The 13701-nt window shown below is 36.5% G+C and carries 8 protein-coding genes and 2 pseudogenes; all 10 read left to right on the top strand.

Features of this window, described 5'->3' with window-relative positions; genetic code table 11:
* Nucleotides 1-2 precede the first annotated feature (2 nt).
* The gene (locus tag MHI02_RS15200) at nt 3-989 is read left to right on the top strand and encodes an NAD(P)H-dependent flavin oxidoreductase (RefSeq protein WP_047184845.1); all 987 of its coding nucleotides are present in this window, start codon (nt 3-5) and stop codon (nt 987-989) included.
* 25 nt (nt 990-1014) lie between these two features.
* Entirely contained in the window at nt 1015-1791 is a 777-nt protein-coding gene (locus MHI02_RS15195; RefSeq protein WP_257454685.1) for an enoyl-CoA hydratase/isomerase family protein, read from the top strand.
* Nucleotides 1792-1823: 32 nt separating this feature from the next.
* Nucleotides 1824-2864, top strand: coding sequence for a phosphotransferase family protein (locus MHI02_RS15190; RefSeq protein WP_341166029.1), 1041 nt, complete (start codon nt 1824-1826; stop codon nt 2862-2864).
* Nucleotides 2865-3095: 231 nt separating this feature from the next.
* Nucleotides 3096-4709, top strand: coding sequence for a long-chain fatty acid--CoA ligase (locus MHI02_RS15185; protein WP_186301031.1), 1614 nt, complete (start codon nt 3096-3098; stop codon nt 4707-4709).
* Nucleotides 4710-5009: 300 nt separating this feature from the next.
* A complete protein-coding gene (locus tag MHI02_RS15180; RefSeq protein WP_341166028.1) occupies nt 5010-6626 on the top strand; it encodes a class I adenylate-forming enzyme family protein in 1617 nt (538 codons plus the stop codon).
* 14 nt (nt 6627-6640) lie between these two features.
* A complete protein-coding gene (locus MHI02_RS15175) occupies nt 6641-7666 on the top strand; it encodes a phosphotriesterase family protein (RefSeq protein ID WP_047184843.1) in 1026 nt (341 codons plus the stop codon).
* Nucleotides 7667-7936: 270 nt separating this feature from the next.
* A pseudogene (locus tag MHI02_RS15170) lies at nt 7937-9078 on the top strand (acyl-CoA dehydrogenase family protein).
* 40 nt (nt 9079-9118) lie between these two features.
* A pseudogene (locus tag MHI02_RS15165) lies at nt 9119-9891 on the top strand (SDR family oxidoreductase).
* Nucleotides 9892-9980: 89 nt separating this feature from the next.
* On the top strand, nt 9981-11615 hold the full coding sequence (locus MHI02_RS15160) for an acyl-CoA synthetase (RefSeq protein ID WP_341166027.1): 1635 nt from the start codon (nt 9981-9983) through the stop codon (nt 11613-11615).
* 295 nt (nt 11616-11910) lie between these two features.
* Nucleotides 11911-13500, top strand: a complete 1590-nt coding sequence (locus MHI02_RS15155; RefSeq protein ID WP_145542792.1) for a long-chain-fatty-acid--CoA ligase — start codon at nt 11911-11913, stop codon at nt 13498-13500.
* Nucleotides 13501-13701 lie beyond the last annotated feature (201 nt).

The following is a 13701-nucleotide window of genomic DNA, read 5'->3' as shown; positions in this document are numbered from 1 at the left end:
TCATGCGTAGCGAAGCAATAGAAAGAATTAGAAATTCAGTAGATTTACCAGTTATTGTTGCACCAATGTTTTTAATTAATAGTCCTAAAATGGTTATCAATTCCTGTGCCTCAGGAGTCATTGGTACTTTTCCAGTTTTAAATGCAAGAACAGATGAAATGTTAGAGAATTGGATGAAAGAAATTACATCAGAGTTAGATAGGTTAAAACGTGAAAATCCAGATAAGAAAATTGCACCATGGGGGGTTAACTTTATCGTTCATCGTTCCAACAAACGTTATGTGGAAGATTTAGAGTTAATTAGAAAATATCAACCTCCAGTAGTTATTACCTCTCTTGGTGATCCAGAACCAGTTGTTGAAATTGTTCGTGAATATGATGGAATTGTATTTTCTGATGTAATCAATATTAAATTTGCTAAAAAGGCAATTGAAAAAGGAGCAGATGGTCTAGTTCTTGTTGCAAGTGGAGCAGGCGGACATGCAGGGACGTACAACCCAATTTCTTTCGTTCATGAAGTAAGAGAGTTCTTTGATGGACCTATCGCTTTATCTGGTGGGATGTCAAAAGGGGAAGATATTCTAATTTCGGAAATTTTAGGAGCGGATTACGCCTACATAGGTACAAGATTCATTCCATCAGAAGAAAGTATGGCACAAGATAGATACAAGGAGATGCTTGTAGAATCATCTATTGAGGATATTGTTTATACAGATGCATTTAGTGGGATCCACGCAAACTATTTAATTCCAAGTATTGAGGGAATGGGACTTGATCCAAATAATTTGAAGAAGAAAGATAAGATTGACTTCTCGGAACTTCGAAATAAGGAAGTAAAAGCATGGAAAGATATTTGGGGTGCTGGGCAAGGTATTGGACCAATTACAAAAGTTCAGACCGTTGCTGAAATTGTTGAAGAGTTAAGAGAGGGTTATGAGCAGGCGATTAAAGAGGTTGCTGAAAAAAGTTTAAAAACGTTACAAAAATAATCTTCAAAAATCGGGGTGAGAATATGTGGAAGTATTAAAAGTACGGAAAGAAAATCAAATTGCTTATCTTACCATGAATCGACCAGATAAAAGAAATTCCCTTTCCGATGATTTAGTGTCTGCGCTTCTATCTGCTCTTAAGGATGCAGAAAAAGATGATGATGTGAAGGCTATCATTTTGTCTGGAGAAGGGAAAGCCTTTTGTGCGGGAGGAGATATCGACTCCATGAAACCGGGGAGTAGCCCGAAAGAAGTGATGGATTCGATGAAAGAAACATCCGTCTTAACGAAAACAATCCTTAATTTGGATAAATTTGTGATTACGGCAGTGCATGGATTTGCGGCTGGGGCAGGATTTAGTCTTGCACTAGCTTCCGATTTTGTTATTGCTGATAAGAATACGTTATTTATTTCTAGTTTCAGGAACATAGGTTTAACTCCCGATTTAGGTCTTATCAAATTATTGGCCGATAATGTACCATTACAAACCGCAAAAGAATGGGTGGTTTCTGGTAGAAGAATTACTGCAGAAGAAGTTTATACAAAAGGAATTGTAAATCGATTATCCGAAAGCGGGAATTTACTAGAAGACGCAACAGAATTTGCACAATTCGTGGTAGAAGGACCACCAATTTCAAATCGGTTTGTAAAATATCTATTAAATCATGCAAGTGAATTCTCACATGAAATAGGCATCATGCAAGAAAATATCGTTCAATCCTTCATGTTTCAAACACAAGATTCCAAGGAAGGAATACAAGCGTTCCTAGAAAAGCGCCCCCCGAATTTCGCCGGAAAATAATAGTTGGTAAACAGAGAAAGGAGGATAGGTTAATGCAAAAGGATACAGCCGATAGATCAATAGATTGGAAGAAAGTAGAAGATTACATTCGTGCAAATTTAGATGGAATTCCTAATGGAGAAATGAAAATTAAGCAATTTACGGAAGGATATTCGAATTTAACCTACATGATTAAAATTGGAAATTGGGAAGCGGTATTAAGAAGACCTCCATTCGGATATACTCCTCCAAAGGCACATGATATGGAAAGGGAGTACAGAATATTAGATAAGATTAATCCTGTTTTTCCTTTAGCTCCAAAGCCTTTCATATATTGCGAGGATCCTGAAATAATGGATAAACATTTTTATATCATGGAAAAAAGAAATGGTGTTGTAATTGATGATGATATCCCATCGCAATTTGGAAAAACAGAAGAAACTGGTAGAAATGTATCTGAAGCGGTTATTAAAGCCTTAGTTGATTTGCAAAGTATTGATATTGAAAAATCAAATCTTCGTGATATTGGGAAACCAGAGGGATATCTATCTCGTCAGGTTTATGGCTGGATGAAGCGCCATAAAAATTCAAAGACAGATGATATAGAAGGAAACATCGAAAATATTGAAAAATGGTTAGTGGATCATCTACCTACGAATGAAGAGGCTACCATTGTTCATAATGATTTTAAATTAAATAATATGATGTTTGATCGCAACGATTCAAGTAAAATCGTTGGAGTCTTTGATTGGGAGTTAGCAACGGTAGGTGATCCACTAACCGATTTAGGCTCCACTCTTGCATACTGGATTGACGAGGATGTAGATGTCGGGATTACCGCTGTGACAAGTAATGTAGGTTTTTATAATAGAAGAGAATTTCTGGAAAGATATGTCCAATTATCTGGTCGAGATGTAACCGATATTAACTTTTATTTAACATTTGGCTTTTATAAATTAGCGGGAATTCTACAGCAACTTTATTATAGATGGAAAATTGGTGAAGTAAAGGATGAGCGTTTTTCTACTTTAAATAAAGGTATTTCTAACCTAATGGAGCTAGCGGAAGATGCGCGGAATAATAGATTGCTATAGGAACGTTTATTGATTAAATGCATCTCATCAAATGGCTCATTTAAGAAGAGTATAAAGTGCTACTTCCTAAAAAAGTAGCACTTTCCGAGAAAACATCTAGTCGTTGATGGATGAACATTAAACATCTAGTTCACTTCCAGATTAAACTTGACATTATGGTTTCAAATATTTTAAATTTATAGTATACTGTAAACGTTTGCAATGAGTCTAAAGACAAAGGAGGAATGTATCATGATGGATACACAATTAACGATAGCCTCTATGATTAAACGAACTGAGCAATATTTTCCAAAGAAAGAAGTTATTTCAAGGACACAAAATGGTGTTCAAACATTCACTTATAAGGATATCATAAGTAGAATGAAACGATTAGGCAGTGCTCTTGAATCATTGGGAGTAAAAAAAGGAGACCGTGTGGGAACACTTGCATGGAACCATCACCGGCATTTAGAGGCATATTTTGCTGTACCAAGTATGGGGGCGGTTCTTCACACTATTAATTTTCGACTGTCCAAAGAACATTTGATATATATTATAAACCATGCGGAAAACAAAGTATTGTTAATAGATGAAGATTTATTTCCACTAATTGAAAATATTAAAGACGAATTAGAAACAGTAGAAGCATTTGTTATCATGACAGATAATAATACACTCCCAGAATCCTCTCTACATCAAGTTTATTCCTATGAAGAATTGTTGAAAAGGGCTGATAATTCCTATGAATTTACAGCAGAAATTAAAGAAAATGATCCAGCGGGAATTTGTTATACATCCGGTACAACTGGAAAACCAAAAGGTGTAATCTATTCCCACCGAGGGATCTATTTACACAGTATGGCATTAAGTATGAAAGACACCCTAGCTTTGTCCGAATCGGATATTGTTTTACCAGTTGTTCCGATGTTTCATGTAAATGCTTGGGGTATGCCATTCGCAGCTACTTGGATGGGGACAACACAAGTATTTCCGGGTCCTAACATGACACCAAAAATAATTGCAGAAATGATAGAAAAATACAAGGTTACTTTTTCAGCGGGGGTTCCAACGATATGGTTAGGTTTGCTAAAAGAATTGGAAGAAGGAACATATAATACTAGCAGTCTACGGGGTTTATTATGTGGTGGTTCCGCGGCACCAAAAGGCATGATTCATATGTTTGAATCCAAGTATGGAATTCCATTCTTGCACGGATATGGCATGACAGAGACCACTCCACTTGTATCGGTAACACGTTTTAAAAGTTATCAATCAGAACTTCCAGACGATGAACGTCTAGAAATACTTTCTAAACAAGGATTAGTAGTTCCCGGAATTGAAATAAAAGCAGTGAATGAAAACGGGGAAATCAAGCCTAATGGAAAAGAAATGGGTGAACTACTCATTCGCGGTCCTTGGATTGCAGATGCTTATTACAAAGGAGATAGTAATTCGGAATCCTTTCAAAACGGATGGTTACATACAGGGGATGTCGTAACTATTGATGAGGAAGGTATTATTAAAATTGTAGATCGCACGAAAGATTTAATTAAGAGTGGTGGGGAATGGATTTCATCTGTGGATTTAGAAAATGCAATTATGGCACATGAATCCGTTTTTGAAGCTTGTGTTATTTCCGTTCCTGATCCAAAATGGCAGGAAAGACCTGTCGCTTGTATTGTCTTGAAAGACGGTCCGGGGCACCAAGTTACAAAGGAAGATATTATTGAATTTTTACGACCACAATTTGCAAAATGGTGGTTACCTGATGATGTGCTATTTTTAGATGAAATTCCGAAAACATCTGTTGGTAAATTCCTAAAGGCTAAACTTCGTGAACAGGTTGAAAACCAATTAGCGTTATAGGCATTTAATATTGATCCAAAACACCAATTATTAGGCAGGAAGTATCAACCTTTCTTTCCTGCCTAATGTATTATACACAACGCTGGTATCTATATGGACTTTATTTGCAGAATATTCTATATTGTTGTCTTCCTTAAATTCTCTCACCTTAAGCTTCTGTGAAACAAGGAAGGTAGGAGATCAATTGCTCATAAAGGTCTAATAAGTACGACTAACCTCAATGGAGGATGATGGAAAAACCTTCACTGATGGAAGTCTTCTTTATGTTAGAAAAGACTTTAATATATTGGAGGATAGGATATGCTAAGTTTTTGGAACGAATTGCAACCTCTTATCCATGAGGAAACCATTAATGGTATAAATATGAAGACCTATAAAAATAGACCTAAGAATCTTAACCAAACCCTAAAAGAAAGTGTTAAACGCTATCCGAATAAGGTTGCACTTGTTCATGGAAAAGAACGACTCACTTATCAAGAATTGTATAGACAAGTAAATAATGTAGCCTATCAGTTAAAACATGAATGTGGGGTGGAAAAAGGAGATAGGGTCGCATTCCTTTTAATGAACGGAACGCCATTTACTATAGGCGTCTATGCCACTCTGAAAATTGGAGCGATAGCAGTCCCACTTAATACAAAACTAAAATCACTAGAATTAGAGTTTATGTTACAAAATTCTGGTGCCAAGATTTTAATAGCGAATAAAGAATGGTGGCCTAATATGGAGCCAATCCTAAAAAATACAGAACTTGAAAAGATATTTATTACTGATGAAAAACCACCAAAGGGTTCTATCCCGTTTTCCTCTATTGTTGAAGATTATACTGAAGCAGAAGTTCAAGTAGAAGTTAATGAAAATGATAACGCCTTTATAATGTATACCTCTGGAACAACAGGGAGGCCAAAGGGTGCCTTAATTACTCATAGTAATATGATTCATACGATTTTAAATTACAAGTATTGCTATAACCTAGAAGAAAATGATTCTACTGTTATAGCAGTTCCGGTATTTCATATTACCGGGCTTGCTGCTCAGTTAATGCCTCTTATCTACCTAGGTGGAAAAATTGTTCTCATGCCAATGTTTAAAACAAAAGAATTCCTCGAGATATTGCAGAATGAAAAAATAACACATGTTATCGCTTCTCCGACTGTATTTGTTGTGACTATTCTTGATCCAGCACACAAAAAATATGATGTCACGAATCTAAGAGTAATAGGTTTTGGTGGTGCTCCGATGCCAGGTGAGACATTAAGGGCCTTAAAGGATTGGATACCAAATATTGAGTTGCATAATACCTATGGACTTACTGAAACTACTTCTCCTGCAGTAATTATGCCAAGGGAGCATCAATTGGATCGAATTAGTGCTGTGGGGCCTCCAACGCCTGTAACAGAATTCAAAATTGTTGATCCTGAAACAAGGGTGAAGCTGGGATGTGAAGAAGTTGGAGAATTATTATTTAAAGGACCAATGGTAATTCAAAAGTATTGGCAAAATGTTGAAGCGACACAAAAGGCTATTAAAGATGGTTGGTTTTCTACTGGAGACCTTGCGAAGGTAGATGAACAAGGTTTTATAACGATTATGGATAGAATTAAAGACATGATTAATCGTGGGGGAGAAAAGATCTTCTCTGTAGAGGTAGAAGATGTCTTATATTCGAATCCTAAAGTGATGGAAGTAGCAATTGTTGGTGTTCCTGATAAGAAATATGGGGAAGTAGTTAAGGCTTGTATTGTTCCACGAGAAGGAGAGTTTTTAACTGAAGAAGAGGTTAAAGGGTGGGTAAGGGATAGGTTAGCCAAGTTCAAAGTGCCAACTTATGTAGAGGTAATGGATTTTTTACCTAGAAACCCAAATGGAAAAGTGGTTAAAAAACAACTTAGGTATATACCATCACATATTAAATAATTAGGGGGAGAATTATGAGTGGGACAGTAAATACCGTTTTAGGACCAGTGGCAGTTGATAGTTTAGGAAAAACATTAATGCATGAACATTTCTTTTTCGGTTATGCAGGTCACACAGGAAATACTAAGTATCCTATAGATAGAGACGAAGCGATAAGAGTAGGAATAGAAGTAGCCGATAAAGCAAAACAGCACGGTGTTAAAACAATTGTAGACGCTACGCCAAATGATTCTGGGAGAGACCCAGTATTACTTAAAGAAATTGCTGAAAGAACGGGTCTCCATATAATTTTTTCTACCGGTTATTATTATGAAGGCGAAGGGGCGCCCGCATATTTTAAATTTAAGCAAGGTTTAGGAACTGCAGAAGATGAATTATATGAACTATATATGGATGAAATTCAAAATGGAGTTGGAAACACAGGTCTTAAACCAGGTGTGATTAAGCTAGGAACAGGTAAAGATGCTATTACAGATTATGAGAGAATGTTTTTTAAAGTGGCAGCAAGAGTACAAAAGGAAACAGGTATTTCCATTATTACTCATACGCAGGAAGGAACGATGGGGCCGGAACAAGCTGAATTATTAGTTTCAGAGGGGGCGGATCCTAATCGTATTCTTATTGGACATATGGATGGAAATACGGATATAAGATATCATTTACGTACTTTAGAACAAGGTGTTTATGTGGGGTTTGACCGTTTTGGATTACAAGGGTTTGTTGGAGCACCAATGGATAAAGATCGCATTGGAACTCTAATTGGGCTAATCGGCTTAGGCTATGCCGACCAAATAATGATGGCTCATGACACTGTTAATTATTGGTTAGGAAAAACCCCTGAGTGGCCAAAAGAAATGCAAAAATTAATTACAAACTGGCATGTTGGAAATATTTTTGAAAATATTGTTCCAGCATTAAGAGAGGGTGGCGTAACAGCCGAACAAATCGAACAGATTCTAGTGAAAAATCCAAACAGAATTTTTGGTGGTAGTGAATCACTTAAAGTAAGAAATAAAAATAAAGCTAGTGGTGTACGATAAGTCATTAAAAAGGGCTGAGGATTATCTCCCATACTTTTTATCCCATCTTAAGCTCTTTGGGGAAACAAAGAAGGTAGGTGGGAGATCAACTTCCACTAAAGACCCGATAAGTATGACTAACCATCAGTTGGGATGAAGGAATCCCTCCACTGATGGAAGTCTTCTTTAAATTATTATAATCAACCATGAAAATGAAGTCGTTCCCATTTGTGAGATTACATTGTCTAAATAAATAGTGAAAAAGAATAAATTTACTAGGAGAGTGCTCAAATGGAAAGAAGCATTTTTACAGAAGAACATGAAATCTTTAGAAAATCGGTTCGAAAATTTTTAGAAAAAGAGGCAATACCGTACTTAGAAGAATGGGAGAAAGAAAAGCAAGTACCACTTTTTGGAAAAAAGCAGCTGAACAAGGATTTGTAGCTCCTGCTGTAGATGAGAAATATGGAGGACTTGGTGCGGATTTCGGTTACGCTGTTGTCATATCTGAGGAATTTGAGAAAGTGGCAAGTGGATTAGGTGGAATCGGACTTCATAATGATATCGTTATCCCTTATATAGAAGCATTTGGATCAGAGGAACAGAAGGATCGTTGGCTAACAAAAGCTACTACTGGAGATATGATTAGTGCGATTGCGATGACGGAGCCAGGTACAGGTTCAGACTTGGCCGCAGTACGAACGACCGCTGTTAAAGATGGAAATAGCTATATTATTAATGGAGAAAAGACGTTTATTACGAATGGATATTCTGCGGATTTGGTAATTGTTGTTTGTAAAACGGATACGAATGTAAATCCTCCGCATAAAGGTATTAGTTTGATTGTGGTAGAGGAAGGAACACCAGGGTTTAAGAAAGGTAAAAAATTGAATAAAGTAGGACAACATGCAAATGACACGAGTGAACTAATATTTGAGGATGTACGTGTTCCTCAGGAAAATTTACTTGGCGAAGAAGGTAAAGGATTCTATTATTTAATGGAAAAATTACAGCAAGAACGATTAATGTGTTCCATACAAAGTTTGGCCTCCGTTCAACGAATGATTGATATAACCGTTGATTATGTAAAAGAACGACAAGCATTCGGTAAGAGTATTAGTAAGTTCCAAAATACTCAATTTAAAATAGCTGAAATGCAAACACAAGCTACTATTGGCCGGACTTTTGTTGATCGATTAATTGTTGACCATATAGAAGGTAAAAATGTAGTGAATGAAGTTTCTATGGCAAAATGGTGGACAACAGATTTAGCACAGAACGTTGCGATTGAATGTATGCAACTTCATGGTGGCTATGGATATATGGAAGAATATGAGATTGCTAGAAGGTACCGTGATGTTGGGGTAAATTCGATTTATGCCGGAACAAATGAAATTATGAAGGTTATTATTGCTAAAAATTTAGGTCTGTAACATAGTTCGAGCTTAATAGTGTAAAAAGGAGAATATACCGATGCATGTATACGACTTATTTAAATTAAATGGGAAAACAGCATTAGTAACAGGTGGGGGAAGGGGTCTTGGAGCACAAATTGCCGAAAGCTTTGCTGAGGAAGGTGTAAATGTAGTAGTTTGCTCAAGGAAATTAGACACATGTGAAGAAATGATGAAAAGTTGAAACAAATGGGTGTGGATTCCCTTGCTTTTGCTTGTGATGTAACCAAACAAGAAGATGTCCAAAGGGTAGTTAAAGAAACTTATAATCATTTTAGAAAGATAGACATTCTTGTTAATAATAGTGGTGCCTCTTGGGGTGCCCCAGTGCTAGAAATGCCATTTGACGCTTGGAAGAAAGTAATGGATGTGAATGTAAGTGGTGTTTTCCTTATGAGCCAAGAGGTAGGGAAAATCATGGTGAATCAAAAACAAGGAAAAATTATTAATATCGCTTCTGTTGCTGGAGTAAAAGGAGCTGATCCAAGTTATTTAGATGCGATTGGTTACAATGCTAGTAAGGGTGCTGTAGTAAACTTTACACGAGATTTAGCAGCAAAGTGGGGACAATATAATATCAATGTAAATGCAATAGCTCCTGGATTTTTCCCTACTAAAATGTCAAAAGGGGTTCTTGATCAAGCAGAGGAGAAAATCCTGGAACTAACCCCGTTAAATCGTTTAGGAAACAATGAAGATTTAAAAGGTTCCGCATTGTATCTAGCCTCTGATGCATCTAATTATGTAACGGGAGCAATATTAGCGGTAGATGGTGGAATGCACGCAGTATAATGTTTCAGCCCCCTGAATAACGGAGATAGTTGATTCAGGAATTTTTAATAGTCTGTGTTTCTGAATATTTGAAATAGGGGAGGTCAAAAATGAAATATGAGGAGCTTGTAAGTAAGTTTTCATGGGATGAAATCAGAGCATATTATGAGGGAAATCCTAATGGAGAAATGAATATTGCATTTGAAATGTGTGATCGTTGGGCCACGAATCCAAAAAGAGTTGCAATTTATTGGGAAGATGAAACCGGTAAAAAGGAAGTGTGGACTTATAATAAGTTAAAAGAGAAGTCTGATAGAATGGCGAATGTATTGAAATCAATGGGCGTTAAAAAAGGAGATTGTGTTGCAGGCCTTTTAGGGAAAGATATGGAGTTAGTTGTTACGATTTTAGCTACTTTTAAAATAGGTGCTATTTTTGTTCCCCTATTTACTGCCTTTGGTCCGGACGCAATCATGCATCGCTTAACAGATGCAGGGGTGAGTTTACTTCTTACAAATAAAGAGCAATTAAACAAATTAGAAGGACAAAATTTACCATTTGATATACTTTTAGCTGATGGTATCACAAAAGATGGAAAAACTTTTTGGGAATTAGTAGATTCATTTTCAAGCCAACATAAGATGGAAAGAACATTAGGTAATGACCCGGCGATTATTCAATACACATCGGGTACAACAGGTTTACCAAAAGGAGCAATATCTAGACATAAAACTGTATATAGTCTTTTTCCATATTGGAAATTTGCCATGGACTTAGAAGAGGATGATATTTTTTACGGTGGTGCTGATCTAGGTTGGGCTTTTGGATTAGTAGCTTGTACCATTGGTCCATTAACTTTCGGGGCAAAAGTTATCCTTTATAAAGGTCCATTTGATGCAGAAAAGATATATCGGATTTTAGATGAATATCAAGTAACAAATTTTGCATATGCACCAACTGCTTATCGTATGATGATGGCTTTAGGACCGGAAACACTTAGAAAGTATCGTATTAAAGTAAGAAAATTTAGTAGTGCGGGTGAACCGTTAGATGGGGAAGTAGTAAAATTCTTTAAAGAAAATCTTGGAAGAGCGATATATGATCACTATGGTGCTACAGAGCTAGGCATGATTGTAAATAACTACAATATTACTAATATGGCAATAAAACCTGGATCAATGGGTTTACCGCTACCGGGATACAATATTGCATTAGTGGATGGAGAGGGGAATCCGGTTAATCGAGGAGAGGCTGGTCAAATAGCACTGGATTTATCGGATGATATCACTGGCTTTGGTGGGTATTGGAAAAACCCCGAAAAAGTAAAAGAGAAAATGCTAGGTAATTGGTTTTTATCCGGAGACCTTGCTAAACAAGATGAGGATGGTTACTTTTGGTTCCAAGGCCGTGCTGATGATGTAATTTCAAGTGCCGGTTATCGCATCGGGCCAACGGAAGTAGAGGCTAGTCTAATGGAACATCCTGCAGTATTAGAAGCAGCAGCAGTAGGTAAGCCGGATAAAACAAAAGGTGAAATTGTAAAGGCATTCATTGTCCTGAATGAAAATTATGAACCATCTGCAGCACTTAAGGAAGAGTTAAGTCTTTATGTGAAGAACAAGCTGTCCAAACATCAATATCCTAGGGAAATTGAATTTATAAATGAATTTCCAAAAACTCAAAGCGGAAAGACACAACGTTACTTATTGAAGAAAAGGGAATATGAAAAGTATCCAAAGGGTTAAAAGAATATTTCTTTTGCTCGATCTTTTTCAACCTCTTTTTTGAACAATCATTTATAGGGGAATATGTAAATTAATACTAGTAAATAACTCCTTGCCAATGTAAGGAGTTATTTATTATTTCGATTAATACGAATTAACTTAATTTTATTGACAATTACTTACTCTGTCACTAAAATTAGATATATGTAATCGGTTTCAAATCAGTTGAAAAACATGGCTAATAAGATTAAGTACAAAGCACATTTTTGAGCTCGGAAGAATTAAAAGTAATTAAATAGAAAAGGAGCTGTTATGGATGATTACACCACTAACTCCACTTGATTGGAAACGAAGAGCGATTAAATATTATCCAGACAAAATTGCTGTGATTGATGAGAATAAGGAATTTACATATAGGGAATTTGGGGAGCGAACAGATCGATTAGCGGTTGCTTTACATGAAGCTGGTATCCGGGAGGGTGATCATGTTGCGGTAATGCTACCAAATACACACTATATGCTTGAAAGCTTCTATGGAATTAGTCAATTAGGTGCGGTAACGGTTCCATTAAACTATCGGATTTCAGCATCTGATATGGAATACATTATTAATCATAGTGATGCAAAAATGTTAATTGTCGATGCAGAGTTTGCTGCACCAATTGAAGAAATTATAGACAACTTATCATTAGAGAACATCATTTTAGTCCCTGTAGAAGGACACAATTCTTCGCTAAAAAGTATAGACTACGAAATATTTCTTAATCATGCATCTTCAGCTACACCTCCAGAAGTCGAAATAGATGAAAATCAGTTACTTACAATCAACTACACGAGTGGAACTACCTCAAGGCCAAAGGGCGTTATGCAAACTCATCGCAGTAATTATATTAATGCAGCAGATTTCATGTACCATCTAAACGTCAAACATGATGATGTATATTTGCACACATTACCTATGTTCCATGCAAATGGATGGGGAGGTGTTTGGGCAATAACTGCAGCTGGAGCTACACATGTCTGTTTACGAAAGGTTGATCCTCCAAAAATTCTAGATTTATTTGAACAAAAAGGAATTACTTTATTATGTGGGGCACCAACTGTAATTAATATGCTCGTTAATGATCCAAACGCAAAAGAAGCAAAGATTACGACAAGTCCACGTATGGCGACAGCGGGATCACCCCCGGCAGCGGCACTAATTCAAAAGGCGCAAGAGATTTTAGGATTAGATATGATGCATGTTTATGGTTTAACAGAAACATCGCCATTTATTTTATATTGTGAGTGGAAGAAAGCTTTTGACTCCAAGTCTATGGATGATCAAGCTTCAATTAAGGCAAGACAAGGGATTGAGCTTGCTTTTAACGGAGAAACAAAAGTAATTCGACCAGATGGTGAGGAAGTAAACTGGGATGGGGAAGAATTGGGGGAAATTGTTACTCGAGGAAACGTTGTTATGAAAGGATACTATAAGGATCCTGTAAAAACGGAAGAAGCGATTAAAGATGGATGGTTCCATACCGGTGATTTAGCAGTTACCCATCCAGATGGATATATTGAAATTCGTGATCGTGCGAAAGATTTAATTATCTCGGGTGGAGAAAACATTTCTTCTACAGAGGTGGAAGGAGTTCTTTATAAACATCAAGATGTATTGGAAGCGGCGGTTATTGCCGTACCAGATGAAAAGTGGGGAGAAGTACCAAAAGCAATTATTGTTCTTCAACCGGATGCGAAAGTAATTGAACAAGATATAATTGATTATTGTCGTAATAATATGGCGCATTTTAAGGCTCCAAAAATGGTAGAGTTTGTGGAAGATTTACCAAAAACGGCTACAGGTAAGCTACAGAAATTCCGCTTGCGAGAAATGCATTGGGGAAGTGCTAAAAAGGTGAATTAACATTCTACTATTCTGAAAGTCTCAAGATTAATTTTGCCCAAAGTAAAATGGAGTAGCTAACGTAATAGAAATATCGGTTGAAAATTATCTTCACTCAGCCAATGGATGCTGAGTGAAGGTATTATATTTAGGAAGTGGACAAGATGTCTCAATTATTATTGAGTCCTTGTTATCATTGTTTTTTGGGTATCTAAAAATAGG

This window comes from Oceanobacillus sp. FSL K6-0118 (genome assembly GCF_038006665.1).
GTDB classification, from domain to species: Bacteria; Bacillota; Bacilli; order Bacillales; family Amphibacillaceae; genus Oceanobacillus; species Oceanobacillus caeni.
Note: the sequence above shows the minus strand (reverse complement) of the source record. Positions and strands in the feature narration are given on the sequence as shown.